This window comes from Deinococcus sp. NW-56 (assembly GCF_002953415.1).
In the GTDB taxonomy this organism is placed as follows: domain Bacteria; phylum Deinococcota; class Deinococci; order Deinococcales; family Deinococcaceae; genus Deinococcus.
In genome coordinates this window covers 2,158,151-2,183,403 of the sequence record NZ_CP026516.1, presented here as the reverse complement: position 1 = coordinate 2,183,403, position 25,253 = coordinate 2,158,151, and the positions used below count along the sequence as shown (strand labels likewise).

The following is a 25,253-nucleotide window of genomic DNA, read 5'->3' as shown; positions in this document are numbered from 1 at the left end:
GAGCGTACAGACCAAGAACGTCTCTGCCCGTGCCGGTGTGCTGGGAACTGCTGTGCCGGGAGGTGGGATGGTCCGCTGGTAAAGGAGTGGTGACACATGCAGAGTCAGGTCAAAGTGAATCGCGGCGCGATCCTGCGCTCGGTCGAGCAGGGGCACATCAAGACGGACCACCCCGAGTTCCAGCCCGGGGACACCGTGCGCGTGGAGACGAAGGTCGTCGAAGGCAACCGCACCCGCAACCAGGCCTTCGAGGGCGTGGTCATCGCCGTCAACGGCACGGGCAGCCGCAAGAGCTTCACGGTCCGCAAGATCAGCTTCGGCGAGGGCGTCGAGCGCGTCTTCCCGTTCAGCAGCCCGCTCGTCGCCAAGGTGACGGTGCTGGAGCGCGGCAAGGTCCGCCGCGCCAAGCTGTACTACCTGCGCGAACTGCGCGGCAAGGCCGCCCGCATCAAGAGCGACCGCAGCCGCGTGATGAAGGACGCCGCCCGCAGCCAGCAGGCCAAGGCCGCCGCGCTCGCCGCCCAGGCCGCTCCCGCCGAGACGGCCACCGAAGCGCAGAGCGACTTCACCCCCGTCGAGACGTTGGGCGAGTAAGCCCCGCTTGCCGCAAGGCCGCCCGCTCCCCTCACCGGGGGTGGGCGGCCCTCGCGTTGTCCGGTGCCCCCGCCTGCTAGCCTCTCCCCCGTGACGCGCCCGCCCGAACGCCCCCGGCCCCACGCTCTGCCCCTGCTGCTCGCCTTCGACCTCGACGGCACCCTGATTCCCGAGATGGGCCGCGAGGTGCCCGCGCCCACGGCGGCGGCGCTCGCCCGGCTGCGGGGGTTGGGGGTGCGGGTAGCGGTGATTACTGGGCGGGACAGCGCCCCCCGCCCCGTGCTGGAGGCCGCGCAGCCCGACGCGGTGGCGACCAACAATGGGGGCCGGGTGGAACTCGGCGGTGAGCTGCACCGCGAGGCCCGCTTCACGGTGGAGGAACTCCGGGCCGTGCTTGCACACGAGCTGGAGGACGCCCGCGTGGTGGTCTTCATGCCCAGTGGCCTCTACGCCGAGCTGCCGCCCGGCCGCCCGCCCGAAGCCTGGATGGTCGAGCGCGGCGTGCGTCCCCTCGCGGACGCCCCCACGGACGAGCCCGCCCTGAAGGTGGGCTTCTACCACCCCGGCGTGGCCGACTTCGCCGCCCGCTTGCGCGAGTCGCACCCGCACCTGGTGCTGACCGGGGCGCAGCCGCCCTATTCCGAGTTCCTGACGGTCACCCCCACCGGGGCACACAAGGGCGCGGCCTTGACTCTGATCGCAGAGGGGCTGGGGATCGAACTGGAGCGCACGGTCGTTTTTGGCGACAGCGACAACGACGTGGCGATGCTCGAACTCGCCGGGTACGCGGTGCAGGTTGGTCAGTTGCCGCTGCTCACGCCCCACGCCCACGCTCAGGTCAGCGGCCCGGAGGCGCTGGGGGCCTATCTGGAAGGGCTGGCGGACCGGCTGGAGGGGGCAGAGGCCCCACCCGCCTGATCCGTCCCTCTCCCAATTCCGAGTGATGCGTCAACCCAGGCGGCGCGTCGGCCTCGCGGTGGGCGACCACCAGGACGTGCGTTCCTGTCCGCGCGAGGTCTGGAAGCAGGGCCAGGAACCGGGCACGGGCTTCGGCGTCCACGAAGTCCAGCCCCTCGTCGAGGATCAGCAGACGGGGACGGTGGGCCACCGCCCGCCCGAGCAGGAGCCGCCGCAGTTGCCCCTGCGAGAGCGTGTCGGCAGGGCGGTCCAGCAGCCCGGTCACGCCGAGATGCCCCGCCAGGGCCTCCACCCGCGCCGCCTGCTCCGGGGTGAGGCTGGGCGCGAACCCCTCGGTCCCGCTCCACGCACTGCCGATCACCTCGCGGCCCGTCCAGCCCCGGCGCTGCCGCACGCCTATCTCGGCGGAGACGAGGCCGACCGTGCGGCGGCGGTCGGTCAGCCGGTCGCGGGCGAGGTAGGGCCGCTCCACCCGGCCGCCCAGCGCGGGGTGCAGTTCCCCGGCAATCAGCCGTGCCAGCGTGCTCTTGCCACTGCCATTCTCGCCCGTCACCAGCCAGTGCTCGCCCGCCCGCCACGTCCACGAGAGCGGCCCCAGTGCCCGCCGCCCGTTGCGGTAGACCTCCACGTCCCGCAGCCGCACGAGATCGCCCTCGCCGGGGGGGCGGGGAAGGGGCGTGGGGGAGGGGGGAGTCCGGCTGTCGCTCCCGGTTTCCCACACCCGACCTTCCATCACCCGCAGCCGTCGCCAGGGCAGGTCCGGGACCTCCTGGGGGCGGTGGGTGGCGAGGACGACCCCGACGCCCGAGCCGTGAACCTCGCGCAGTACCTGTCCCAGTTCCTCCCGCGCCCCCGCGCTCAGCCCGTCGGTGAACTCGTCGAGCAGCAGCACCTCCGGCTGGGGCATCAGCGCCCGCGCCAGCCCCACCCGGCGCCGCTGCCCGTGGCTGAGGGTGCGGACATCGCGGTCCAGCCACTCCGTCACGCCCGTCAGGGCGGCGACTTCGGCCAGCCGCCCCTGCGCTTCCGGCGTCGGGGTCCACAGGCGCAGGATGCCCCCCTCGAATCCCGCCAGCAGCACGTCCCGCACGGTCTGGAGCCAGTCGCGCGTCAGGGAGAAGGCTTCGGCGTCCGGCCCCACCACCGAGAGGGTCTGCCGCGCCCGCACCGCCGAACGCCGTTCCTGTCCGCCCAGCCGGTAAATCCGCTCGCCCTCCACCGGAGCGACCTCGCCCGCCAGGAGCCGCAGCAGCGTGGTCTTGCCGCTGCCGTTCGGTCCTTCCAGCAGCAGCGCCTCGCCCGGCCCCAGCGAGAGCGTCACGTCCCGCAGCGGCCAATGATCGCCCACCCGCACGGTGACGTTCTGGAGGTCGATCAGCGGCCCGGCCATCGCGGGAAAGTGTAGAGGACACGCCACAGAAAAATCCCCCTCCACTCGGGAAGGGGGACTCTTGGAAGCGTGTCCGACTCAGCGCTTGCTGAACTGGGGAGCGCGGCGGGCCTTCTTGAGGCCGTACTTCTTGCGCTCGACCTCGCGGGGGTCGCGGGTCAGGAGGCCCTTGGGCTTCATCTGGGCGCGGAAGTCGGGGTTGACCTTCAGGAGCGCACGGGCGATGCCGAGCTTGATCGCGTCGGCCTGACCGCTGGGGCCGCCGCCCGTCACGGTGATGTAGGCGTCGTAGCGCCCGGCAGTGCCCGTCTCGCGGAATGCCTGGAGCGCGTGCACAGCGCGGAGCAGCCCACGGAAGTAGGTCTGGAACTCCTTGCCGTTGACGATGATCTTGCCCTCGCCCGCACGCAGGAAGACGCGGGCGACGGCGGCCTTGCGGCGGCCAGTGCCGTAGAACTGTTCAATAGCCATCAGCGAACCTCGACCTTTTGGGGCTTCTGGGCGGCGTGGGGGTGCGTCTCGCCCGCGTATACCTTCAGGCGGCTGTGCATCGCGCGGCCCTGGCGGCCCTTGGGGAGCATGCCGAACACCGCGTGCTCGATGACGCGCTCGGGGTGCTTCTTGAGCGCCTCGCGGGCGGTCTCGGTCTTGAGGCCGCCCTGGTAGCCGCTGTAGCGGGTGTACACCTTGCCGTCGAGCTTGCCGCCCGTCAGCACGACCTGCGCGGCGTTGAGCACGACCACGAAGTCGCCCTGAATCATGTTGGGCGTGAAGTCGGGGCGGTGCTTGCCGCGAATGCGGCTGGCGATCAGGGTGGCGAGGCGGCCCAGGGGCACGCCCGAGGCGTCCACCACGACCCAGTTCTGCTCGTCGTTCTTGGGAACAAAGGTTTTCACCGTGAAACTCCGTAAGTATGGGATTTGGCGGCGACACGCCCCGCCCTGACGGGGGAGAAAGTGCGTGCGTGTCCGGGTGCCTCCCGGTCGTTTCGGCCCTACCAAGCACGAAACACTAAAGGTGAGGGTATCAGAGGTGGGGGGCGGGGGGCAAGGGCAATGGGGGCGCGGACTGCGCCTCAAGCTGGCGGCGAATGAGGTCCCAGTTGTCCTCGTAGGGTTCCATCTGAGAAGCGTTCAGGCGGGCATCGAACGAGGCGGGGTTGCGCGGACGGCTCCAGGGAACTTCGCGGGCTTCCATGTACGCCCGGTACGCCGGAGCCATGATGTTCTGCACGTCCTGTTGAGTGAGCACAAAGAAGCGGTCTTTCGCGCCTCCCCCGGCCCGTACGGCGTCCTTGTCCGCAATCGCCACGAATACGTAGATCAGGTTGGGATGGGCAAGGTTCCGGTCGCCGTGGTCCACCTGCCTGTTGCCGACAACTTCCAGATTGATCCAGAGGTTTGCAGGAGAGAGCCACTGAGGTCCCCTCGCGGCCTTGACCTGAATCGGAATAGAGCGGCACTGTTCATCCGCCACGAGCAAGTCGAAGGCGGGTACGTTTCCCGCAAAGGGAGTAGCCACGAGGTCAAGTTGTCTCCCCAGTTCCGCGCAGACCAGAAATTCACCGATCTGACCCGTGAGCTTGTTGCTGAGCCCACTCGCCATTTCAGCTCCCTCCTTCTGCGGCGCCGTCGTCCACCAAAGCCTCTATCGCCAGCCGGTACCCCAGAAACCCCAGCCCGCTGATCTTGCCCCGGCACACGGCCGCCGTGACCGACCTGTGCCGGAACTCCTCGCGGGCGTCCACGTTGGAGATGTGGACCTCCACGACCGGGAGGCGTTGCCCGGCGATGGCGTCGCGCAAGGAGTAGGAATAGTGTGTCAAGGCCCCCGGATTCAACACGATGCCCGCAAAGCCGTGCTCCTCGGCGTCCTGAATCCACTCCAGCAGTTGGCCCTCGTAGTTGCTCTGGCGGCAGGTGACGGCGGTGCCCAGCTCGGCGCCCCAGCCCTCGCACAGCCGTTCGAGGTCTTCGAGCGTCTGCGTGCCGTACACTCCCGGCTCGCGCAGGCCGAGGCGGTTCAGATTCGGGCCGTTGAGGACGAGAATCATGCCCCAGCGTAGCGGGTCAGCGCACAGGGAGGAGGTCGGTTTGCCACCCCGCGAACTCCCGGCGCAGCACCTCCTCCGGCACCCGACCCAGGAAGGGACGCGCGAGATCGTGCAGCAGCACGAAGCGCACGCCGTCCGCGTCGGCCTTCTTGTCGCGGGCCATGTAGGGCCACAGGCTGTCGAAGGTCAGGTCGGGGAGGGGCGTGGGCTGCTGCCAGCGCAGGAAAGCCAACGTGTGCCCAGTCAGGTCGACCCCACCCAGCGCCCGCGAGAGCCGCGCGGCGTAGTGCATTCCGTAGGCCACCGCCTCGCCGTGGGGAATGGCATGGTGCGTGTGGGCCTCCAGCGCGTGCGCCAGCGTGTGCCCAAAGTTGAGAAAGGCCCGCTCGCCGCGTTCGGTCGGGTCGCGCGTCACTACGTCTGCCTTGACCCGGATGGCGTCCGCGAGGGTGGATTCCAACTCAGGACCACCGGGCCGGAACTCGGGCGAGAGCACGCGGGGCAGCAGGGAAGGGTCCGCGATCATGCCGTGCTTGTACGCCTCCGCTGCCCCCTCGCGGAAGACGGCGGGGGGCAGGGTGCTCAGCGTCTCCACGTCGCACCAGACGGCGCGGGGCGGCCAGAAGGCCCCCACCAGATTCTTGCCCTCGGGGAGATTCACGCCCGTCTTGCCGCCCACCGCCGCGTCCACCATGCCCAGCAGCGTGGTCGGGAGGGTGTAAAAGGCCACGCCCCGCAGGTACGAGGCCGCCACGAAGCCCGCGAGGTCGGTCGCCGCGCCGCCCCCCAGCCCGACGACGGCCCCGTCACGCGGGAGGTTCGCCGCCGCCAGCCGCGAAAGCACGTCCGCGTAGACCGCCAGCGTCTTGCACTCGTCGCGGGCCGGAACGTTCACCGTGACGGTGGGGGAGAGGGCCGCCTGCACTGCCTCCACAAAGGCGGGCGGCAGGTCGGCGGGATGAATCAGGGCGACGTGGCGCTGGGGGACCTGCACCTGCTCCAGCAGCCCGGCCCCCACGGTAACGGCGTAGGGGGGCTCTCCCCCAACTTCGACCCGCCGCACGCTAGTCGGACGCCCGCTCGGCCACGGGTTCGGCCTCATCCCACCCGGCGTTCGCGTCGGCCCAGGCCCACAGGCGGTCGATGACCTCCTCCACGATCTCCTCGGCGGGGCGGCCGTCGCTGTGGACATGGATGGTGCCCTGGCGGTAGAGCGGTTCGCGCTCGTCCATCAGGGTGCGGATGCGTGAGAGGGGATCGGGGGTCTTGAGGAGGGGCCGCTCGGAGTGACGGGTGCGCTGGTAGACCGTCTCGGGGGAGGCCCACAGCACCACGACCGGGCCGCGCTCCAGCAGCCTGCGGCGGTTGGCCTCGTGGATGAAGGTGCCCCCGCCCAGGCTCACAACGGCGTGGTCGAGCCGCGTCACGCGCTCGACGACCTCCGACTCGCAGGCGCGGAAATAGCCTTCGCCCTCCTGCTCGAACACCTCGGGAATGGTCTTGCCGACCACGCGGGTGATCAGCTTGTCGGTGTCCACGAAATGCAGGGCCAGCGCCCGCGAGAGTTCCCAGCCCACGCGGCTTTTGCCGGTGCCCATAAAGCCCGCCAGCGCCACCCACGTGACGGGACGCTCGATCAGGCCGAACCCGTTCATGCGGGACAGTCTAGGGCAAGTCGCTCCTGGCTTCCGGGTATGGGGGAACCTTTGGGCGTGTGGCGTGTCGCTTGTGGCTCGTGGAGGGGCGTGGGGGCGGAGGTTCTGGCGCTGAGACAGCTGTGCCGTCTACCCCCCTCCCAGCCTCCCCCGCAAGGGGGGAGGAGCTAAAAAGATCATGCCCGAGACGCGATGTCCTTCTCTGCGCGTCAAGCGTTACGAAAAACAATTCTGTCCACAACGTCCCTAGCGCTTCACCACGGGGATAAGGAAGCACGACCCACACTCTCACCTCTTGTAAAAGGCGTAGTCAGAACTGGCGTACGGACTGCCAAAACTCCTCCCCCCTTGCGGGGGAGGTTGGGAGGGGGGTGGCGGGCAAAGCTCGCCCCCGTACCAGCAGAGAGAAAAGCTCTAATACCCCCGCGCATACGCCCGCGCCGCCGCCACCCGTTCCTGAAGCTCGGGCAGGGTGTCGCCGCCGAACTTTTCCAGCATCGCGTCGGCCAGGACCCAGCCGATCACGCACTGGAGGATGACCCCGGCGGCGGGCACGGCGGTCGTGTCGCTGCGCTCGCGGGCGGCGTCGGACGCCTCGTGGCTGACCACGTTCACGGTTGGGAGGGGCTTCATCAGGGTGGCGATGGGCTTCATGGCGACGCGCACGATCAGCTCCTCGCCGTTCGTCATACCTGCTTCCAGCCCGCCCGCCCCGTTCGTGTCGCGGGCGTAGGTGCCCTCCCGGTAGTACACCGGGTCGTGGACCCCGCTGCCGGGCCGGGCGGCGTTCTCGAAGGCCCGCCCGATCTCCACGCCCTTCATCGCCTGCACGCTGAGGCAGGCCTGCGCGATGCGCCCGTCGAGCTTGCGGTCCCAGTGGACATGGCTGCCCAGGCCCACCGGAAGGCCCCGGAAGCGCACCTCCAGAATGCCGCCCAGGGTGTCGCCGTCCCGTTTCGCCCCGTCGATGCGCTCCCGCATCTGCGCAGCCGCGTCCTCGTCGGGGGTGCGGAGGTCAGAGGCTTCGATGGCGTCCAGCGCATCCCAGGAAAAGGGCTGCCGCGTCTCGATCCCGCCCAGGCTGGCGACGTAGTTCGCGCCCTCCACGCCCAGCTCGCCCAGCAGCTTGAGCGCCACCGCCCCCACCGCCACCCGCGCCGCCGTCTCCCGCGCCGAGGCCCGTTCCAGCACGTCGCGCAGGTCCTTGTGGCGGTACTTGATGCCGCCGGTGAGGTCGGCGTGGCCGGGGCGGGCGTCGGTGAGGGCCTTTTTGCGCGGCTCGTTCCCCGGCTCGGGCGACATGATCTCGGTCCAGTTGCGGTGATCGCGGTTCTCGATCACCAGCGTGACGGGGGCGCCCGTCGTGCGGCCCGCCCGGACCCCGCTGAGAATCTGCGCCTCGTCCGTCTCGATCACCATGCGGCGCCCGCGCCCGTAGCCCCCCTGCCGCCGCCGCAGCCAGGGGTCGAGGTCGGGCTTGCCCAGCGGCAACTGGGCGGGCAGGCCCTCGATGATGGCCGTCAGTTGCGGCCCGTGCGACTCCCCGGCGGTGAGGTACCTCATCGGGACTCCGGGGCGGGGGGGGAGAGGAGGTCGGGAAGCGCACGCATGGCCGGAATCTAGCGCCGGGCCGCCGGGGCAGACCGTGCCCTGCCCAAACAAACACGCCCCCCAGTGAGGGAGGGCGCGTGAGCAGGGGAGACGGGTTACTTGACGACGGTCCCGGTGATGATGACGAGGAGCTGCGTCTGCGACCGGTCGGTGGTCTGCTTGCTGAAGGCCGCGCCGATGATGGGGATGCTGCTCAGGAGGGGCACGCCGTTCGTGGAGCGCGACTCGGTGGTACCCAGCAGGCCGCTCATCAGCACCGTCTGGCCGTTCTTGAAGGTCACGGTGCTCTGCGCTTCCGAGTTGGTGAAGTTCAGCAGGTTGGGCAGGGCAGTCGTGGGCAGCGCCCCGGCGATGTTGTTCACCTGCCCGCGCACCCGCAGGGTGATGGTGCCGTCGGGGGCCACCTGCGGATCGAAGAAGTCGAGGTTGAGGCCGTAGTCGATCTGCTTCTCGATGTTGCCCGCCGCCGACGGGATGTTGATCTCCAGTCGCCCACCGCTCTTGATGGAGGCCGCCGCATTCGCCGACGCGTTTTGCGAGCTGGTCCCAGTGCCCAGCGACCGCTGGCCGCTCTGCATGGAGATGTTGCCGTCGTAAACGCGCTTGGTAAAGCCCTGGGTCTCCAGCGCCTGCAGGGTGGGGAAGATGTTGAAGCCCACCAGGCTCTTGGTCGGGTCGAAGGTCGCGCCCAGGCCGCTGCCGCCCACATTGACGTTGAAGCCCCCGAAGTTGACCTTCCAGTCCATGCCGAGCGTGCGGGCCGCCGTCTCGTTGATCTCCTGAATGCGGACCTGCACGTTGATCTGGGGCACGACCTGATCGAGTTGCGGAATCAGCTCGGCTACCTGCGCGACCTGTGCCGCCGTGCCGCGCACGATCAGGGTGTTCGTGCGGCGGTCGGCGATCAGGGTGGCGGCATTGGTGTTGGCCGCTGGGGCTTCTGCCGCCTGCGCGGTTTGGGACGGCGCGGCGTTGGCGTTGGAGGCGGGCACCGTCACCGTGATCGAGTTGCCGTTGGCGTCGGTGGCGTTGACAGGCACGTTCGTGATGGCGGGCTTTTCGGGGGTGACCTCGCGGGCCAGCGTCCCTTCCAGGGTGGCCTTGACCTCCTCGGCGCTCGCGTTGATCAGGGTAAAGACGCGCTGCACGATCTGCGGCCCGGTCTGGGCGGGCGGCGCGGGGCGGTCCACCTGACCCAGCAGCGCTAGCGCCGCGTCAAGTTGCGTCTGCGGCCCGGTGATCACGAGTTGCCCGGTCTGCCCCACGGGGGTGACCTTCAGCGTCGAGAACTGCGCTCCCAGCAGCGTCACGATGTCGGCCTGCTGGCCCTTGACCGCGTAGACGCGCTGGACGGCAGGCGCCTCGGCCTGGGTGGGGGCAGCGGGGGCAGGAGCGCGGTCTACCTGGGACAGCAGGGCCAGTGCGGCGTCCAACCGGTTTTGCGGCCCGGTGATCACGATCTGGCCGGTCTGGCCCACAGCGGTGGCCCGCAGTTCGGGGAACTGGGCGGTCAGCAGGGCCGTCACGTCGGCAGGAGCGCCCTTGACCGTATAGATGCGCTGCACGGTGGGCGGCTCACTGGGCGCGACGCGGACATTGGCAGGCTGCGCCGCCACGATCTCCGCGAGCAGGCGCTCGACCTGCGCGACCTCCTGATTGGTCCCCCGAATAATGACGCTGTTGGAAGCGGTCTCTGCGATGATCCGCAGGGTGGGCGAGTCGAGGACGATCTCCTCGCGGGTCGTCTCGGAGGAACTGGTGCTGTTCCCCTGCCCGCCTGTGCTCTGGCCCGTGCTGACCGTCTTCAGGCTGCCAAAGGACAGTTTGAGCTGCCGCTCGACCAGGGGGGCACTCAGGGCGGCGGGCAGGCGCACGATCTTCTGCACCGGGCGGGCGGTCACGCGCAGGACGGGCTTGCCGCCGATCTGGAGCGTCTCGTAGCTCAGGCCATACAGGTCGAGCACCAGCGGCCAGACCTCATTGAAGGGCTTGCTGACCACGCTGTAGGTCACCAGCGCGGGGGCCGGGCCGCCCGCCGCCGTGCCCGCCCCACCGGGGCTGCCCGCCTGGAGAATCGGCTCCACGCCGGGTTCCAGCAGCACCTCGTACCCGGCGCTTTTGGCGAGGGCCAGCAGCATGGAGGTCAGGTCGCTGCCCGCCCGGCGCAGGTCGAAGGTGACGGCAGCGCCGGAGAGCTGGCGGTCGGCCGTGCCTGTGGGAGCGGTTGCTGGAGCGGGGGTGGAGGGCTGCGCGGCGGCCATGCCGAGCGCGGCGGTCAGCAGGAGGGCGTATCTCTTCATGGCTCACCTTGGTCACGGGAGAGGTCGGGGGTGGGGGCCACGAGGGCCAGCGCGAGGCGGGGGTCCGCCGGGGGGTCAGCTTGCGTGACGTCGAACTCGGCGATCACGGCGAGGTCGCCCCATGCGGAAAAGGCGTCGGCAGGCTGGCGCACGATCACCACGGGCAGGGACTCGGTCAGTCCCGTGGGCTGGGCTTCCTTGGACTGGGCCTCCTCGCCGAGGTCCAGCGTCTCCCCGCCGAGTTCGAGGGTGACGCCCGCAGCGCGGACCTCGCGCACGACCGCGTCCGAGTCGGGCAGGGTCTGGCCCTGCGAGACGACCACGTAGCCCTCCTTCGAGCGGAAGATCGCGGTGTTCACCGGGCCGAGGACGGCGGCGTCGAACTCCAGGGCGCGGGTCTGCACCAGGGTGCCCAGCGGGCTGGCCGCGCTCACGCCTCCCTCCAGGCCGAACTGGGTGACGGGTTGGGGCGTGCCCGGCGCGGTCGCGGGAGCCGGAGCAGGGCTGGCCGCCGGACCTGGGGCCGCCGCTCCCAGGTCGATGGCGTCACGCGGCACGCTGACGCCTGCCACTGGGGCCGGACGGGGTGCGGGGGGCACGGTGCCCGAGACGGCGGCGGAGGGCCGCGAGGTCGCCGGGGCAGGCCGCGCCGCTGCGTTGCCGGAAGGACGGCCCGTGCTTGCGGTCGGGGCTGTCGCTGCTGGGCGCGAGGCAGACGGGGCCGCGCTGGGTCGGCTCGTCCGGGGCGCGGAGGCCGTGGGGCTGGTCGTCGCCGGAGCCGGGCGGGTCACGCTGACGCCGCCTGTGCCGGGAAGGGTCGGGGTGGGCAGTGCTCCGGAGGACCGTGCGGTGGGAGTGGGGGCCGCCGCAGCGGACGGGGTGGGGGTCGGGCGGGAAGCGCCGGTGCCCGGCAGGGGCGAGAGCGCCAGAGCGCCGCTGCTGCTCGGGGCGGGTTCGCTCGCCGGGAGGGTGACGGGGTCGGCCGCAGCAGGGGCTTGCGGGGCCGCCGCGACAGGGGACGCGGGGGCTTCAGAACCCTCCGTGCGCTCCAGTTCCAGCGGCCGGAAGGGGTTGCGGCCCGGCAGCGCGGCGAGGGGAGTGTCGGGGTTGATGCCGCCCGGCGTGGGCACGGCCTCGGCGGTCTCCGCAGCGTCCGTCTCCTCGGCGGCCCCGAAGGCAGGAATCTGGGGCACCTCGATCTCGCCACTGGGCTCGACGGGCACGGCGGCTTCGGGTTGGGCGCTGGGCTCCTCCTGCGGAGTGCCGGGGGCCGGGGTGACGGCTGCCTCGGTGCCCTCCTCGCCCCCGGCGGGCGGGTCGCCGGTGGGGGTAGGGGCGGGCACGTCCGCCAGGGCCGCCGCGTCCCGGTTGGAGGTCCAGACGAACCAGCCGCCCAGGAGGGCCAGCAGCAGCAGCAGCACGAGCACCAGCCTCATCTCGCGCGAGAGCAGGGGCGGCTTGCCGCCTTCGGTGGGTCGGGAGGTCACTGGGCGCCTCCTTGGGCGGGGGCCTCGGCGGGGGTGGCCGGGGCTTCGGGGGCTTCCGCCGCGCCCGTGCCGGTGGCCGCCGCCGCGCTGGGGTCATAGGTGTACACGGTGAGGTTCAGCGTGCCCTCCAGGCTGGGGTTGAACGAGGTGGCGGTGGGCATCTGGAGGCCCACCCCGCCCACCGTCGTGAAGCGGTTCATGGTCTCCAGGCTGCGCAGCGCCCGGAACACTTCGGCGTACTGCCCCTGCACCCCGAGGTTCAACCCGATGGGCCGCACCCCGCCGGGCAGGCCCTCGCCGGGACCGCTCTGCACGGTGAAGGTGCTCAGCTCGGCGCCCGCCGCGAGCACGTTGCGCCGCACCTCGTCCAGCACGGTGCCGAACTGCGCGGTGGGCGGCAGCGCCCGCAGGAACTGGTCGCGCTCGACCCGCAGCCGGGCGACCGTCTCGCGCAGCTCGGGCAGCGCCCGCTGGGCGGCGCGGTAGCGGTCGGCGGTCAGGCGGGTGGTTTCCAGCTCGCTCTCCAGCAGGGTGATCTCCTGCACGCGGGTCTGGTAGCGCCCGAAGTACCACGCCATCAGCAGCAGGGCGCTGCCCGCCAGGGCCAGCAGGAAAAGGGTGCGTGGGGCCAGCCCCGAAAGTTGGAAGGAAGGCTTAGCCATTGCTGTCTCCGGTGCCGCTCACCGGCTCGGCGGGCGGGGCTTCGGGAGCTGGGGTGCCCTCGGGGGCAGAGGTGCCCGCCGCGCCCTCCGGGGCCGCAGGCTCCTCGCCCACCAGCCCCACCGAGGCGGCGAAGGTGTAGAGGTCCCCCTCGCCCTCGCGCTGCACGCTGCGGAAGTTGACCGCGAAGCCGGGGCTGTTCTCGAAGGCGTTCAGGAAGTTCACCACCGACTGCTGGCTGCGGGCCGTGCCCGAGAGGTCGAACTCGCGGATCACGTTCTTGCCCGCGTACACGCCCGTCTGCTGGAGGCTGCCCAGGGCGGCGGGGTCCAGGGGCTTGACGGTCATGGAGGTCAGCGCCACGCCGCCCCCGCTGGGAAGCTGGGCGGAGAAGGCCGCCAGATCGTTCGTCCAGTAGGTCTTGCCGTCGCGGAGCTGGTTCGCCACCGCCGTCACGCCCTCCAGGGTGCGCTGCTCGGCGACCAGGCCGTCGTGCTCGGTCTTGGCGCCCTGCAGCGCCGCGATCTCGCCCTGAAGCTGGGCCTGTTCGTCGCGCAATGCGGCCAGGCGGCCCCCCACGCGGGCCTCGCCCAGCGCGATCAGCAGCAGCGAGAGGCCCAGCACGCTGGCGGCGCCGTACTTCCAGCCGTCGGGCCGGGTGCTGCGGCGCCCCTCCTGCGGCAGCAGGTTGATCTCAACCATGCGGCACCCCCCGCAGCGCGAGGCCCAGCGGCACCGTGAACTCGGCAGCGTGCTGCTGGAGGTAACCGGGATCGGCCCCGGCCCCGCTGGTGTCCACGGTCAGCCAGGGGTTGGCGACGTCCACCCGGAAGCCCAGCGCGTCGCTGATGGCACCCTCCAGCCCGCGCAGCTTGGCGCCGCCCCCTGCGACGAAGGTCCGGTCGATCACCACGTCGCCCGACTGCACCCGGTAGAACTCCAGCGAACGCCGCACCTCGGTCACCAGATCGGCCAGCACGGGCCGCACCACCTCGAAGATGCGGGCGGGGCTGTACTGCTCGCGGGCGAGGTCGAAGTTCAGCAGGTCCTCTTCGGCCTCGGTGGGCGTGGACGCCATCGCGTAGCCCAGCTTGATCTCCTCGGCGGCGCCGAAGTCGAGGTCGAAGGCCTTTTGCAGCGCGGTGGTGAAGTCGTCGGCGGCCACCCCGATGTTGCGGGCCATCAGGATGCGGTCGCCGCGCACCAGGCTGATGACGGAACTGCTCGCGCCGATTTCCAGCACCAGCGCGACCTCGCTGTGCTCGGTGTAGTTCTTGCCCATCAGGGTGGTCTTGTTCAGGTGCTCGCCCAGCAGGTTGCCGCGCAGCGCCCGCAGGGTGGCGAAGCTCTTGAGGTCGACCACCACCGGCTCCAGGCCCGCCAGCCGCAGGACCTCGGCCTGCCGGGCGACCGCCTCGCTGGGGGCCGCCGCGATCACGGCCTCCATCTGGCCGTCCTCGGGCACCTGCGCGGGGTCGTCGAGGAGGTCGTAGTCGAGGTTGACCTCGTCGATGGGATAGGGGATGTAACGCTCGGCCTCCCACTTGATCGCCTCGTCGAGGTCCCCACGTTCCATGCGCGGCACCATGATGTTGCGCGTCACCGCCGACTGGTTGGGTACGGCGGTAACGGCATGCCGGGCGGTGATCCCGTGCGCCGAGAGCAGCCCGCGCAGTTCGGTCGCCACCGCCTGCGGCTCGACGACCAGCCCGTCGCGCATGCTGCCGATGGGCGTCGGGGTCATGACCGCGTGGTGCAGCGCGGGCGGGGCACCGGGCCGCAGCGCCACCACCTTGATGGCGCTCGTTCCGATCTCCACGCCGATGGCCGCTGGGCGCGGTCGGCTGAGGCGTTGTAGCAGGCTTGACATTCTCCCTCCAGGGGCGGGGCGGATTTAAGACTTCTCACCGAGATCGGGCCGGGGGACTCCCCCCGCGCCGCAGCGTCGTGCCGGGGCAAACAGGAGCGTCGGCCGATATCGCCGCCCATGCAACCACCCCCCCCATCACCGAACTCTGACAGCCGAAAAAACCGCGCTGGGACGTCTTCTGTTTTGATCCCCCCGAATCATGAAGACGCGCCCCGCCGGGGTCGGCAGGGCGCGGAGCTGGCGCGAGTCAGCGGCGGACCGGTTCCAGACCCGTCCCGAAGACCCGCACCGCTCCACCGGGCGCGACCGTCACCACGTCTGCCCCGACCAGGCCGACGCGGCCCGGCCCGTGCGGCACACTGGCGAGCACCCGCCCAGAGGCGTCCAGCCGTTGCAGCGCCTCGCCCGTCAGTCGGAAGCGGTCCACCCGCGTGGCGGCGGTCGGCAGGGTGAAGGTGGCGGCCCCGGTCGGCGTGGCGGCCAGGAAGGGGAGGGGGCGGGTCTCCACCGCTGCCCCGTCCGCCACCCGGCGCAGGGTTCCGGCGACCAGCGCGTAGTCCTCGCCGTCGCCGCCCGTCACCACGGCCGTGGGCGCCCCGGCCACGCCCCGCGCGGGCTGCCCGCCGTAGGTCACGGCCGTGCCGTCCTCGCGGTAGGCGCGGGTGCTCGACAGGGCCACCACCCGGCCCACCGGCACCGAGCGGGCCGCCCGGTCCAGGGTGAGCAGAATGCCCGCGCCGGGCAGGGCCACCCAGGCGTCGCCGTCATTCCAGGCCACCGCGACCGCCGGGCCGGGGAGACGGGGGCAGACGGGACGGTAGGAGGGGGCGCGGGCGACGCAGGCGCGGCCAGCCTCAATCCAGGCCACGCCGTCCGGGGAAAAGGCGGCGTCGAAGGCGGGGACAGTCGGGGCGCTGCGAGTGGCGGTGCCGGACGAGGGGGCAGGGGCGCAGGCGGCAAGGAGGAGCAGGGGGATCAGGAGGAGGGGGCGCATGGGGGCATTGTTTCGCGGGCGGGGCTGAGAAGGTGGGGCCGGGCATCTTGATGGCGGTTTGCCCCCACCCCCAGCCCCTCCCCCAGACTCGTAGAGCTGCGAAGCAGCGGGGGCAGGGGAGCGGCGCTGCGCTGGGCGAAGGTCGTCCCCTCATGTTCTGACTCTGCTTGTCCCGCCCCCGTGTCCCCCTCCACGCCATCCTTCGCCCAACCGGAAGGCCTCGGCGCTGGCGCGCCGAACGGCTCGTCTGTCTGGAAAGCAGGCTCGCGGGGTGGGGACGCTTCGGGCGACAGACACAGGGAAAGATGGCTTGAGCAAGAGCAGGGCTTTTCCCCTCTCGTGGGACTCGCAGAGTTGCTGGCGGAGAGGGCCTTGCGAAGCAGGGGGAAGGGGCGTGCGACTCATCCCGCCTGAATCAAGAGCCTGCCGCCCTGACCTACCCCCTGGCCTCCAGCAGCGCCCCCACCACCACGTCCAGCCCTACGCCCTCCTGTGCCCGCCGCTCCGGCGTCCACGAAATGCCCCGGCTGGCCTTGACGAGAATCACGTCGCCGTCCTTCACCTCCGCGAGGAGGTCAGCCAGCAGCTCGGGCACGGTGCTGTAGGGGCGGTCGCCCAATTCCGCAGCGAAGGCGCCCACCCCGTAGGTCAGGTCGGCCCGCGTCCGGGCGTGGGCGCCAACCTCCGCGTGCAATTCGCGCTCGGTCTCGCCCAGCTCCAGCATCCGTCCCAGCACGCTGATACGGCGGCCCGGAAAGGCGGCGAGGGCGTCCAGCGCGGCGGTCACCGCGAGCGGGGAGGCGTTGTAAGCGTCGTCGATCACGGTGTAGCGGCCGGGATGGACCCGGTAGCGCCCTCCCGGCACCGTCACCCCGGCGAGTCGGGCGGCCGCTTCCTCCAGCCCCACCCCCGCCTCCGCCGCGAGCGCGAGGCCCAGCACCGCCGCCTCGGCCTGCACGCACGAGGCGAGGGGCAGGGTGACGGGCACGTCCCGGAAGGTGAACCGGGCGCCCTGTGGGGTCACCTCCAGCCCTTCCGCAGCATGGGTCACGCCCTCCCCGAAGCCGTAGGTCGGGGTGCGGGGGAACCACGGGGCGGCCTGGGTGCCCACCAGCCCCCGGCGCCCTTGCAGGATGACGCCCTTCTCGCGGGCGACCCCCTCCAGGCTGCCAAGCTGCTCCAGGTGCGCCGCTCCGATCGCGGTCACCACGCCCACGTCCGGCCGCACGAGGTCCACCAACTCGGCCATCTCGCCCACCCGGTCGATGCCCATCTCGACCACCAGGGGCCGCCCGCCGCGCCCGTGCTGGGTCAGGAAGCAGGCGATGGCGGGCATGGTGTTGTAGACCGGCATATAGGCCGCGTCCAGCGCCGCCGCCGCGTAGCTTTTGGCGGTCGTCTTGCCCACGCTCCCGGTGATGCCGACCGCCAGCGGGCTGTGTGCCCGCTCTGCCCGTGCCCAGGTGAAGAGGGCCTCCCGCGCGTCCGGCACCCGCACCGCCCGCTCCACGTCCAGATCGGTCAGCACGAAGGGCGCCCCCGCCGCCAGCGCCGCCTCCACGAAGCGGTTGCCGTGCGTCGTCTCGCCGGGGAGGGCGACGAAGGCGACCTCAGGGGACGCCTCGCGCGAGTCCCAGGTCAGGCGCGTGGCGGGGCGGGCAGCCGGATGAACGGCAGCGGAAAAGGGGAGGGGGCCGTGCGGGTCGAGCATGGGCGGAGGATACCGGGGCGGCGGCCGGGCCGTAGTCTGGCCGCATGACCCATCACCACCTCGGCCCCGAGTCCATCCACACCGTCTGGGACCGCGCCCTGGCCCCGGCCCTGAGCGTTCGCCCCGGCGACACGGTGACCTTCGACACGCTCGACGCCTCGGACGGCGGGGTGGCGCGGCGGGCGGCGCAGGGAGACGCTTCCGGCCCAGCAGACTTGCTCGCGCTCGCGGCGGCGGATGCCCACGGCCCACGCCCCGGCCCACGCGGGCACCCGCTTACCGGCCCCGTCTTCGTGGAGGGCACTGAGCCGGGGGACGCTCTGCGAATTGAGTTGCTGGAGGTTCGCACCGCCGCCTGGGGCTGGACCGGGTGCCGTCCGGACGGCATCGGCCTGCTGGACGCCGTGCTGGGCGCCGAGGGCCTGAAGCCCTACACCCACCTCTGGGACCTGCGGGCAGGCGACCACGCCGAGTTCCTGCCGGGCATCCGGGTGCCGCTCGCGCCCTTTCCCGGTGTCATGGGCGTGGCACCGGGCGAGCCGGGACCGCACCCCACCGCGCCGCCCCGCTCGGTGGGCGGCAACATGGACATCCGGCAACTCGTGGCGGGCAGCACCCTCTGGCTCCCGGTCGAGGCGCCGGGGGCGCTGTTCTCGGTGGGCGACCTGCACGCGGCGCAGGGCGACGGCGAGCTGTCGGGCACTGGGATCGAGTGCGCGGGGCAGATCACCCTGCGCTTCGGCGTGGAGCGCGGCGCGAACCTCGTCACCCCCGAGTTCACCACCCCCACCCACGGCGGAAGCAGCCGCCGCTGGCACGCCGCGACCGGCCACCACCCCGACCTGATGGAAGCCGCCCGCCTTGCCCTGCGCCCGCTGCTGCGGCGGCTGGAGGCGCGGGGCTTGACGCTGGAGCAGGCGTATGTCCTGTCGAGCGCCTGCGTGGACCTCAAGATCAGCCAGATCGTGGACGCGCCCAACTACACGGTGAGCGCCTTTTTGCCGCTGGACGTGTTCGGGGAGGATTGAGGGCGGGACGCGGCCTGGCTCCTCCGCGCCCGCTCTTCCGGTGAGTGGTCAGGACGACCGCGCCAGTTCCATCTCCGCCCCCTGCCGCAGGAGCGCCTCCCGCAACGCCTCCGGGGTGTGGACCCGCCCGCCCTGCACCACCGCCGCGATCTGCCGGGTGGCCCGCAGGTCGCGCAGGGGATTGCCGCGCACGACGAGCACGTCGGCCACCGCGCCCTCCCGCAGCACGCCGAGGTCCGGCCGCCCCAGAATCTGCCCGGCCTCGCTCGTCGCGGCCCTCAGGGCATCCAGGGGCGAGAGGCCCGCCTGCGCCAGCAGCTCCAGCTCCTGATGCAGCCCGCCACCGGGCAGGTTGAACGCGGCAGCGGGGGTGTCGGTGCCCGCCCCGATGCGTCCGCCCAACGCCCGAACGCGGGTCAGCAGTTCGGAGGCCAGCCGCAAGTCCGCGCGGGCATGGTGGCGAGCGGGCGCGGTGCCCGCGTGAACCCTCTGCCACTGGGCTTGAAGACTCGCCTGCACCGCATCGTCCAGATCGGCCAGCGGCACGCCGGACGTATCAAAGACTTCATCGCGGGCGAGCGTGGCGAAGATCATCAGGGTGGGGACGAGCGCCGTGCCCGCCTCCACCGTGAGGCCCGCGAGGTCGTCCAGCAGGGTGCCGTCCAGCCTCTCCGCGAGGGGATCACCGCCCATCCTCTGGTAGGCCAGGGCGTAGCCGGACACGTGCTCGATGGTCCGCACACCCAGCGCGAGCGCCTGCCGGGCGTCCACCCGCGCTCCCGTCAGCCCGCGCGTGCTCAGCATGCCGAGGTCGGTCATGACGGGCAGGTCCAGCTCCCTGGCACGCCGGGCCGCCGCCTCGTACACCTCCGGCGCAAGTTGCTCGTACAGCTTGAGCTGGGTGATCCCCTCCCCGTGCAGGCGGGTCACCGCGTCCCGCGCCTCCTGGGGGGTGTCCACCACCCACGCCCCGGCGCGGCGTTCCAGCCCGTCGCCCGGCCGGTGGACGGCTCCCGGCCCGAAGTTGTGGAAGAAGGCGTCGGGGCCGTCCAGCAGCGGGCCGCAGGGCAGCAGCCGGGGCTTCAGGGCCAGCGCCCGCATCTGCGCCACCGTCTCCAGCGAATTGCAGGCGTCCCGCACGGTCGTCACGCCCGCCGCCACGAACCAGGCCAGATAGCCCGGTCGGGCGTGAACATGCAGGTCGATCAGGCCCGGCATCAGCGTGCCCCCGGTGCGGACGGTCAGGGCATTCGCCGGGGCTGCCAATGCCGCCCGTTCGCCCGCGAAGGTGATGCGTCCATTCTCAATCCGCACCGCGCCGTCCTCGGTCGCCTGAGCATCTAGGCCATTCCAAAGGCGGCCCAGCAGCACCAGCGGCGTCGTGCGGTCGGTGCATTCGGCCAGCTCTGTCAGGGTGATTTCGGTCATGCCCCGAGTGTCCGCGTCATACTACTCACCGTGAAATCCTCAAGTGCGAGTAGCTCGGATGGCGACTTCTTCGAGGTCACCGACCCCGTCGCCATCGCCCTGCTGCTGCGCGAGCGGCCCCGGCGGGTGCTGGCGGCCTTTCTGAGCGGGGAGACGACCGTCTCGGCGGCGGCCCGGCAGACCGGGCTGGACCTGCGGGTCGTTCACCGGGACGTGCAGGCCCTCGCGCGGGCGGGGCTGCTGCGGGTGATTCGCCTGGAACGTCGGGCGGGCCGCCCGGTCAAGCACTATCAGCCCAGCGCCGACGCCTACTTCGTGGATCACCTGAACACGCCCGCCGCCGACCTGGAGGAACTGACCGGGGCCTCTGCCAAGCACAATTACCGCCTCTTCCACCACGCCGCCGACCGTGAATTCAGCCGCGCCCTGCGCGAGTCCGGGCGGCGCTGGGGCTGGTGGCTGTACGCGACGCCGGAGCCGCCCGGCTACCACATGCGTCAGGGCAGCCCGGCCGACCGCAAGGTCAGCGAGTTGCAGGAGTGGCAGGGACCCGCCGCGCTGATGCTGCAAGGCTTTCCCGTCTTTCGTCTTACCGACGAGCAGGCCCGCGACCTGCAACGCGACCTGATTCTTCTGATGCGGAAGGGAGAAGCCTACGGGCAGGCCAATGCCGGAGGGGGCCGCCCCTTCCTGCTGCCGGTGGGTATCGCGCCGCTGACCGAGGAGGAAGCGGCGGGGCTGCACCGCTGAGGGATTTCGCGTTCCTGCGCGGTGTCCTGCCTCAACGTGCGCCTGCCACCCTTTGACCGGGGAGGCGTCAAAGGCGAAGGGCCGGGAAGTGCCCCGACCCCTCCGACATTCTCTTGCCTGCTTACTCCAGCGTCACGAGGTAGTCGTACAGGTCCGGCCCGCCCGAGTGCACCTCCACCTCCGCGAGCGGGAAGGCGTGGCGGAGGCGCCCAGCCAGGGCCTCCAGGCTCTCGGGGGTGCTCTGCGGCCCGCCGAAGACCGTGATGACCTCCTGCCCCTCGTAGCTGCGGTTCAGCATGTGCAGCACGCTGTCTTCCGGGGTGCCCCCCGCCTGCACCAGTTCGTCGTCCTTGAGCCCGATCACGTCGCCTTCCGTGATCTCCAGCGTCTCGCCCTCACGGGTCGTGATGTTGGTCGAACGGCTCGCGCGGGTGACCTCGAAGGTGGTCACGCGGCCCGCCGCCTCCACCATCGCGTCGCGCAGGCTCTCCGCGTCGGCGTCCGGCTGGAAGGCGAGCGCCGCCCCGATGCCCTGCCCCAGCGTGCGGGTCGGCACGACCACGGCGCGGCCCTCCATCAGTTCCATCGCCTTCTCGGCGGCCATCAGGACGTTCTTGTTGTTGGGGAGGATCAGCACATGCTCGGCACTGACCGACCGCACCGCGTCCACGATGTCCTGCACGCTGGGGTTGGCGGTCTGCCCGCCCGACACGATGCGGGCACCCAGCGAACGGAACAGCTTGACGAGGCCGTAGCCGCTCGCCACCGCGACGAGGCCGGACGGCGGCACCTCCTCCTCGGCGCGGGCCGCCGCCCCCGCCATGCCCAGAATCTCGGTGTGCTGCTCGGACATGTCCTCGACCTTGGTCTTGAGCATCCGCCCGTAGCGGCCCACCGTCGCCAGCAGCGCGTCAGGTTCGTTGGTGTGGATGTGGCCCTTGACGTAGCCCTCCGCGCCCACGACGAGCAGGCTGTCTCCGAACGGCGTGACGAGTTCGCGGATCTCCTCGATGGGCTTGGTCGCCTCCGACATCAGGAACTCGGTGCAGTAGCCGAACTCCTCGGTCTCGAACTGCTCGCCCGCGTAGCCGGTGACCTCGGGGGCCTCGGGAAGCGCCTCGCCGCGCAGGGCCGCCAGCATCCCCTGCACCACGTACAGGTAGCCCTGGCCGCCGGAGTCGATCACGCCCGCCTGCTTGAGGGCCGGGAGCATCTCCGGGGTCTGGTCGAGCAGCTTTTGCCCCTCGAACAGGGCCTGTTCCAGCACCGCGTCCACGGTGTCGCGCTCGCGGGGACCGTTTGCGCCGTCCGCCACGCCCCGCGCCACGGTCAGGATGGTGCCCTCGACGGGCTTCATGACGGCCCCGTATCCGGCCTTCTGAGCCGCGCGGAAGGCGGCGGCGAGGGTGGCGGCGTCGATGGTATTCACCCCACGCACCGTCTCCGCGAAGCCCTTGAGCAGTTGCGAGAGGATCACCCCGGAGTTGCCCCGCGCTCCCAGCAGCGCCCCGTAGCTGATCGCGCGGGCGACCGAGGCCATGCTGGATTCGTCGCAGGTATCGAGTTCGCGCCGCACCGATTGCAGGGTGAGGTGCATGTTGGTGCCGGTGTCGCCGTCGGGGACCGGGTAGACGTTCAGGGCGTTGACCTGCTCGCGGTACACGCCCAGCCAGTCGGTCGCCACCCGCAGCATCCGGGCGAGGTCGGCGGGGGTCAGGGAAGTGGTGTGCTCAGGCACGCTGCACCCCCACCGCATGAATGCGCGTGGTCTTGAGTTCGATCCCCGCCTGGGTCCGCACGAGGTGCTCGACCCGCTCCTTGATGTTCTGGGCGACGGTGGGGATGCTGACCCCGTAGGCCATCACGATATAGAGGTCGGCGGAGTAGTCCCCGCCCTCGCGGGTCACCACGACGCCCTCGCGGGCGTTGGCGCGGCCCAGCACGCGGGAGATGCCCTCCTTGAGGTTTGCCGGGGCCATGCCCACCACTCCCGGCACCTCGTGCGCGGTCAGCCCGATGAGGGACGCGAGGGCGCCCTCGGTGATTTGAATGGAACCAGTCACAGTAAGGGGGAGTATACGGCGGGGAGGGGAAGCGGCCTCAGGCGAGGGCTGTGGGCTATGAGCTCTGGGCCATGAGCCACAGCAGAATCGCTTTTGCCCATAGCCCACGGCTCATAGCCCAGAGCCCCTTCAGTCGCCCGGCTGCGCCTCCGGCGTCCCCGCCACCGTCACCGGCTCGGCCTTGGACCGCAGCGGCAGCACGGGCACGAAGAGCGTGACCAGCAACCCCGCCAGCACGAACCACAGGCTGGTGCCGAACATCTGGGTCATGGCCGCCGTGAAGCCGTCCTTCAGCCCGGTCGTGAGCTGGGCCGCAAGGGTGCGGGCCTGCCCCTCCAGGCGGGTCTTCAGCTCGGCCAGCGTGCTGCGGGTGGTTTCCTGCACGAGTTCAGGCTCCTGCGCGAGGATCGCCTGCCCGACCTGCGCGGCGGTCGCCTGCGCCGCCTGCGGGGTGGCGAGGGCCTGCGCGGGCAGGGCGCGGAGCTGGGCCTTGAGCGCGGCGGGCGTCTCCCCGCTCGCCAGCAGCGCCTGCCGTCCGGCCTCCCCATTCACCAGGGCCGACTGCACGGCCTTCGCCTGCGCTTCCAGGCCCGCGTGGACCCGTGCCTCCAGCCCGCCGCCCGTGACCAGGTCGCGCAGCTCGGCGGGCAGGGCTTGATTGGACGCGACCGTCTTGGCCGCCGCCGCGTCCCCGTTCAGCGCCGCTTCAATCTGGCGGTACTGGGCGTCGAAGGCCGCCTGAATCTCCTTCTCCGGGCCGTTTCCGGTGCCGCTGGCCCGCAGTGCTCCCAGGTCGAAGTTGTCCGCCTTCATCTGCATCCCCGGAATCTGCGGCAGATGCTTGGGCAGTTCGGTGTACAGGTTGTTCAGCAGCAGCGTGCCGAACACGGCCGCCCCGATGGTCGAGCCGATCTGCCGGAAAAACTGGCTGCTCGACGTGGCGATGCCGAGCTGCTGGAGCGGCACCGCGTTCTGAATCGCCAGGGTAAAGAGGCTCTGCGACGGCCCCAGCCCCAGCCCCACGATGAACATGCGCCAGCCCAGGTCGAGCAGGGTGGTTTGCGGCGTCAGGAAGGTCAGCAGGTAGATGCCCAGCAGCAGCACGACGGCCCCGCCCAGCATCCAGGGCTTGTATTTCCCGGTGCGGGCCACGACCTGCCCCGCCACGATGCTCGACAGGATCAGCCCGCCCATCAGCGGCAGCATCGAAAAGCCGCTGTTGGTCGCCGACACGCCCAGCACCATCTGCATGAACAGCGGCAGGAACAGAATCACGCCCAGGAACGCCATCCCCATGATGAAGGACGCCAGGTTGCCCAGGCTGAACATCGGCACCCGGAAGAGGTTTAACGGAATGATCGCGTCTTTCGTGCGCGACTCGGCCCAGACGAAGGCCAGCAGCGAGACGGCGCTGAGGGCAAACAGGCCCAGAATCCGGGCGCTGTCCCAGGGGTAGGTGATGCCGCCCCAGGTCAGCGCGAGCAGCAGTGGAATGGTGGTCAGCAGGATCAGCGCCGCGCCCAGGTAGTCGATCTTGCCTGCCATGCGGTGCGTCAGCTTGGGCATTTTCGCCAGGATCAGGAACAGCGCGAAGAGGCCCAGCGGCAGGTTCACGTAGAAGACCCACCGCCACGACGCCTGATCGGTCAGGAAGCCCCCCACCGCCGGACCGATCACGCTGGCGAGGCCGAAGATCGCCCCGAACAGCCCGCCGAACTTGGCCCGCTCGGCGGGGTCGAACATGTCGGCCAGGATGGTAAAGGCGGTCGTGAACAGCGCCGCGCCGCCGAACCCCGCCACCGCGCGGAAGGCAATGAGCTGGTTCATGCCGCCGCCCAGAAAGTTGCCCAGCCACGGCTCCCCGCTCAGACCGCTCAGCGCCGACCCCAGCAGGAAGACCACGATCCCGAACACCAGGATGGGCTTGCGCCCGTACAGGTCGGACAGCTTGCCGTAGATGGGCACCATCACCGTGGAGGCGAGCAGGTAGGCGGTGGTGACCCACGAATAGAGGTTGAAGCCCTGCAGGTCCTCGATGATGCGCGGCATCGCCGTGCCCACGATGGTCTGGCTAAGCGCGGCGAGCAAAAAGACCACCAGCAGGCCGATCAGGGTGGTGCGTTTTTCCTGGGCCGTGAACTGTGGCGCGGCGGGGGTGGGGGAAACGGGTGCGGTCAAGAGGGGTCCTCCTGGGTGAGCCCCTCGTCCGTCAGCACGGCGAGGGCGTCCAGCACGGTGGTCAGGGTCTCGGGGTCGAGGCGGGAGAGCCGGGTGCCGACCAGCGCGTGCACGCTCTGCACCGTGGCGGCCAGCGCGGCCTCGCCCGCCGGGGTCAGGCTCAGGCGGGTGCGGCGCGAATCGTCGGGGTCGAGCTGCCGGGCGATCAATCCCTGCCGCGCCAGCCCGTCGAGGTAACGGCTGAGCAGCGCGGGCGGCAGCTCCAGCCGCTCGGCGAGCACCTTGGGATAGCCCGCCCCGGTCTGGATGCCGCGCAGCACGAAAAAGCGCCGGGTGTCGAGGTCATGTTTCTCGACCAGCAGCGGGTTGATGTCCTGCTTGAGCTTGCGGTTGAACTGCCACAGCCGCCCGATGAACAGGCTGACCTGTTCGGGCGTCGGCGCCGCTTTCGGCGAGGGGGAGGGGGAAGCGGTCATCCGCTTAAATTACGGCAATAGTTTACTTAGGTCAACTATCGTCCAAAGGTAGATGAAGTGGCCTAGTTCGGCCCGGCTGCTGGGGAG

The 25,253-nt window shown here is 71.0% G+C and carries 24 protein-coding genes; 4 read left to right on the top strand and 20 right to left on the bottom strand.

The genetic code is table 11. The features are described 5' to 3' along the window. The first annotated feature begins 96 nt into the window (after nucleotides 1-96). Nucleotides 97-594, top strand: a complete 498-nt coding sequence (rplS, locus tag C3K08_RS11015; protein WP_104991349.1) for a 50S ribosomal protein L19 — start codon at nucleotides 97-99, stop codon at nucleotides 592-594. 90 nt (nucleotides 595-684) lie between these two features. Next, nucleotides 685-1,512: an HAD hydrolase family protein gene (locus C3K08_RS11010; RefSeq protein ID WP_104991348.1), complete on the top strand. Its 828-nt coding sequence runs from the start codon at nucleotides 685-687 to the stop codon at nucleotides 1,510-1,512. Here C3K08_RS11010 and C3K08_RS11005 read toward each other — a convergent pair. The 15 genes from C3K08_RS11005 to murF all read right to left on the bottom strand — a co-directional run bounded on the left by C3K08_RS11005 (nucleotide 1,433) and on the right by murF (nucleotide 17,243). Further along, nucleotides 1,433-2,902 carry an ATP-binding cassette domain-containing protein gene (locus C3K08_RS11005; RefSeq protein ID WP_104991347.1) on the bottom strand — a complete coding sequence of 490 codons (1,470 nt, stop codon included), beginning with the start codon at nucleotides 2,900-2,902 and terminating at the stop codon, nucleotides 1,433-1,435. The two genes, C3K08_RS11010 and C3K08_RS11005, sit on opposite strands and share 80 nt — an antisense overlap. A 78-nt stretch (nucleotides 2,903-2,980) precedes the next feature. Then, nucleotides 2,981-3,373 carry a 30S ribosomal protein S9 gene (rpsI, locus tag C3K08_RS11000; RefSeq protein WP_104991346.1) on the bottom strand — a complete coding sequence of 131 codons (393 nt, stop codon included), beginning with the start codon at nucleotides 3,371-3,373 and terminating at the stop codon, nucleotides 2,981-2,983. Next, nucleotides 3,373-3,798 carry a 50S ribosomal protein L13 gene (gene rplM, locus C3K08_RS10995; protein WP_104991345.1) on the bottom strand — a complete coding sequence of 142 codons (426 nt, stop codon included), beginning with the start codon at nucleotides 3,796-3,798 and terminating at the stop codon, nucleotides 3,373-3,375. The genes rpsI and rplM overlap by 1 nt, the downstream gene beginning before the upstream one ends. Nucleotides 3,799-3,928: 130 nt before the next feature. Then, nucleotides 3,929-4,507 carry a hypothetical protein gene (locus C3K08_RS10990; protein WP_104991344.1) on the bottom strand — a complete coding sequence of 193 codons (579 nt, stop codon included), beginning with the start codon at nucleotides 4,505-4,507 and terminating at the stop codon, nucleotides 3,929-3,931. A 1-nt stretch (nucleotide 4,508) separates the two neighbouring features. After that, a complete protein-coding gene (gene aroQ / locus C3K08_RS10985) occupies nucleotides 4,509-4,955 on the bottom strand; it encodes a type II 3-dehydroquinate dehydratase (protein WP_104991343.1) in 447 nt (148 codons plus the stop codon). A gap of 16 nt (nucleotides 4,956-4,971) precedes the next feature. After that, nucleotides 4,972-6,057 (bottom strand): 3-dehydroquinate synthase, encoded by a 1,086-nt coding sequence (gene aroB, locus C3K08_RS10980; RefSeq protein ID WP_199776919.1) that lies wholly within the window; start codon nucleotides 6,055-6,057, stop codon nucleotides 4,972-4,974. Further along, the gene (locus C3K08_RS10975) at nucleotides 6,020-6,610 is read right to left on the bottom strand and encodes a shikimate kinase (RefSeq protein ID WP_104991341.1); all 591 of its coding nucleotides are present in this window, start codon (nucleotides 6,608-6,610) and stop codon (nucleotides 6,020-6,022) included. Before C3K08_RS10975 ends, aroB begins: the two co-directional genes overlap by 38 nt. Nucleotides 6,611-7,024: 414 nt before the next feature. Next, nucleotides 7,025-8,173 carry a chorismate synthase gene (gene aroC / locus C3K08_RS10970; RefSeq protein WP_104991340.1) on the bottom strand — a complete coding sequence of 383 codons (1,149 nt, stop codon included), beginning with the start codon at nucleotides 8,171-8,173 and terminating at the stop codon, nucleotides 7,025-7,027. A gap of 143 nt (nucleotides 8,174-8,316) precedes the next feature. Beyond that, nucleotides 8,317-10,521: a type II secretion system protein GspD gene (locus tag C3K08_RS18515; protein WP_104991339.1), complete on the bottom strand. Its 2,205-nt coding sequence runs from the start codon at nucleotides 10,519-10,521 to the stop codon at nucleotides 8,317-8,319. Further along, on the bottom strand, nucleotides 10,518-12,008 hold the full coding sequence (locus C3K08_RS10960) for a hypothetical protein (RefSeq protein WP_104991338.1): 1,491 nt from the start codon (nucleotides 12,006-12,008) through the stop codon (nucleotides 10,518-10,520). Before C3K08_RS10960 ends, C3K08_RS18515 begins: the two co-directional genes overlap by 4 nt. Continuing rightward, nucleotides 12,005-12,670, bottom strand: a complete 666-nt coding sequence (locus tag C3K08_RS10955) for a type 4a pilus biogenesis protein PilO (protein WP_104991337.1) — start codon at nucleotides 12,668-12,670, stop codon at nucleotides 12,005-12,007. The genes C3K08_RS10960 and C3K08_RS10955 overlap by 4 nt, the downstream gene beginning before the upstream one ends. After that, nucleotides 12,663-13,370 carry a fimbrial assembly protein gene (locus C3K08_RS10950; RefSeq protein WP_104991336.1) on the bottom strand — a complete coding sequence of 236 codons (708 nt, stop codon included), beginning with the start codon at nucleotides 13,368-13,370 and terminating at the stop codon, nucleotides 12,663-12,665. Before C3K08_RS10950 ends, C3K08_RS10955 begins: the two co-directional genes overlap by 8 nt. Then, nucleotides 13,363-14,538, bottom strand: coding sequence for a type IV pilus assembly protein PilM (pilM, locus tag C3K08_RS10945; RefSeq protein WP_104991335.1), 1,176 nt, complete (start codon nucleotides 14,536-14,538; stop codon nucleotides 13,363-13,365). Before pilM ends, C3K08_RS10950 begins: the two co-directional genes overlap by 8 nt. Nucleotides 14,539-14,785: 247 nt before the next feature. Further along, nucleotides 14,786-15,532, bottom strand: a complete 747-nt coding sequence (locus tag C3K08_RS10940; protein WP_104991334.1) for a hypothetical protein — start codon at nucleotides 15,530-15,532, stop codon at nucleotides 14,786-14,788. Nucleotides 15,533-15,968: 436 nt separating this feature from the next. Then, the gene (gene murF / locus C3K08_RS10935; protein WP_104991333.1) at nucleotides 15,969-17,243 is read right to left on the bottom strand and encodes a UDP-N-acetylmuramoyl-tripeptide--D-alanyl-D-alanine ligase; all 1,275 of its coding nucleotides are present in this window, start codon (nucleotides 17,241-17,243) and stop codon (nucleotides 15,969-15,971) included. Between the two features lie 44 nt (nucleotides 17,244-17,287). Here murF and C3K08_RS10930 point away from each other — a divergent pair, with 44 nt between their 5' ends. Next, nucleotides 17,288-18,271: an acetamidase/formamidase family protein gene (locus tag C3K08_RS10930; RefSeq protein WP_104991332.1), complete on the top strand. Its 984-nt coding sequence runs from the start codon at nucleotides 17,288-17,290 to the stop codon at nucleotides 18,269-18,271. Nucleotides 18,272-18,319: 48 nt separating this feature from the next. On the opposite strand, the gene C3K08_RS10925 is transcribed toward C3K08_RS10930, so the two are convergent. Beyond that, a complete protein-coding gene (locus C3K08_RS10925) occupies nucleotides 18,320-19,699 on the bottom strand; it encodes an amidohydrolase family protein (protein WP_104991331.1) in 1,380 nt (459 codons plus the stop codon). A gap of 30 nt (nucleotides 19,700-19,729) precedes the next feature. Between C3K08_RS10925 and C3K08_RS10920 the strand changes: the two genes are divergently transcribed. Beyond that, nucleotides 19,730-20,449, top strand: coding sequence for a helix-turn-helix transcriptional regulator (locus C3K08_RS10920; RefSeq protein WP_104991330.1), 720 nt, complete (start codon nucleotides 19,730-19,732; stop codon nucleotides 20,447-20,449). 121 nt (nucleotides 20,450-20,570) lie between these two features. Here C3K08_RS10920 and C3K08_RS10915 read toward each other — a convergent pair whose 3' ends face one another. From C3K08_RS10915 to C3K08_RS10900, 4 genes are all read right to left on the bottom strand, one after another. Then, nucleotides 20,571-22,142 carry a DAK2 domain-containing protein gene (locus C3K08_RS10915; RefSeq protein WP_199777046.1) on the bottom strand — a complete coding sequence of 524 codons (1,572 nt, stop codon included), beginning with the start codon at nucleotides 22,140-22,142 and terminating at the stop codon, nucleotides 20,571-20,573. A gap of 37 nt (nucleotides 22,143-22,179) precedes the next feature. Next, the gene (locus C3K08_RS10910; RefSeq protein WP_104991328.1) at nucleotides 22,180-22,512 is read right to left on the bottom strand and encodes an Asp23/Gls24 family envelope stress response protein; all 333 of its coding nucleotides are present in this window, start codon (nucleotides 22,510-22,512) and stop codon (nucleotides 22,180-22,182) included. A gap of 129 nt (nucleotides 22,513-22,641) precedes the next feature. Continuing rightward, a complete protein-coding gene (locus C3K08_RS10905; RefSeq protein ID WP_104991327.1) occupies nucleotides 22,642-24,690 on the bottom strand; it encodes an MDR family MFS transporter in 2,049 nt (682 codons plus the stop codon). Further along, entirely contained in the window at nucleotides 24,687-25,166 is a 480-nt protein-coding gene (locus tag C3K08_RS10900; protein ID WP_104991326.1) for a MarR family winged helix-turn-helix transcriptional regulator, read from the bottom strand. The genes C3K08_RS10905 and C3K08_RS10900 overlap by 4 nt, the downstream gene beginning before the upstream one ends. Nucleotides 25,167-25,253: the final 87 nt, after the last annotated feature.

Bases quoted from the DNA above. Each gene is read 5' to 3' on its own strand.
- rplS (WP_104991349.1), top strand. From the start codon at position 97: ATGCAGAGTCAGGTCAAAGTGAATCGCGGCGCGATCCTGCGCTCGGTC.
- C3K08_RS11005 (WP_104991347.1), bottom strand. From the start codon at position 2,902: ATGGCCGGGCCGCTGATCGACCTCCAGAACGTCACCGTGCGGGTGGGC.
- rpsI (WP_104991346.1), bottom strand. From the start codon at position 3,373: ATGGCTATTGAACAGTTCTACGGCACTGGCCGCCGCAAGGCCGCCGTC.
- C3K08_RS10990 (WP_104991344.1), bottom strand. From the start codon at position 4,507: ATGGCGAGTGGGCTCAGCAACAAGCTCACGGGTCAGATCGGTGAATTT.
- aroQ (WP_104991343.1), bottom strand. From the start codon at position 4,955: ATGATTCTCGTCCTCAACGGCCCGAATCTGAACCGCCTCGGCCTGCGC.
- aroB (WP_199776919.1), bottom strand. From the start codon at position 6,057: ATGAGGCCGAACCCGTGGCCGAGCGGGCGTCCGACTAGCGTGCGGCGG.
- C3K08_RS10975 (WP_104991341.1), bottom strand. From the start codon at position 6,610: ATGAACGGGTTCGGCCTGATCGAGCGTCCCGTCACGTGGGTGGCGCTG.
- aroC (WP_104991340.1), bottom strand. From the start codon at position 8,173: ATGAGGTACCTCACCGCCGGGGAGTCGCACGGGCCGCAACTGACGGCC.
- C3K08_RS18515 (WP_104991339.1), bottom strand. From the start codon at position 10,521: ATGAAGAGATACGCCCTCCTGCTGACCGCCGCGCTCGGCATGGCCGCC.
- C3K08_RS10955 (WP_104991337.1), bottom strand. From the start codon at position 12,670: ATGGCTAAGCCTTCCTTCCAACTTTCGGGGCTGGCCCCACGCACCCTT.
- C3K08_RS10950 (WP_104991336.1), bottom strand. From the start codon at position 13,370: ATGGTTGAGATCAACCTGCTGCCGCAGGAGGGGCGCCGCAGCACCCGG.
- pilM (WP_104991335.1), bottom strand. From the start codon at position 14,538: ATGTCAAGCCTGCTACAACGCCTCAGCCGACCGCGCCCAGCGGCCATC.
- C3K08_RS10940 (WP_104991334.1), bottom strand. From the start codon at position 15,532: ATGCGCCCCCTCCTCCTGATCCCCCTGCTCCTCCTTGCCGCCTGCGCC.
- murF (WP_104991333.1), bottom strand. From the start codon at position 17,243: ATGCTCGACCCGCACGGCCCCCTCCCCTTTTCCGCTGCCGTTCATCCG.
- C3K08_RS10930 (WP_104991332.1), top strand. From the start codon at position 17,288: ATGACCCATCACCACCTCGGCCCCGAGTCCATCCACACCGTCTGGGAC.
- C3K08_RS10925 (WP_104991331.1), bottom strand. From the start codon at position 19,699: ATGACCGAAATCACCCTGACAGAGCTGGCCGAATGCACCGACCGCACG.
- C3K08_RS10915 (WP_199777046.1), bottom strand. From the start codon at position 22,142: ATGCTGCGGGTGGCGACCGACTGGCTGGGCGTGTACCGCGAGCAGGTC.
- C3K08_RS10900 (WP_104991326.1), bottom strand. From the start codon at position 25,166: ATGACCGCTTCCCCCTCCCCCTCGCCGAAAGCGGCGCCGACGCCCGAA.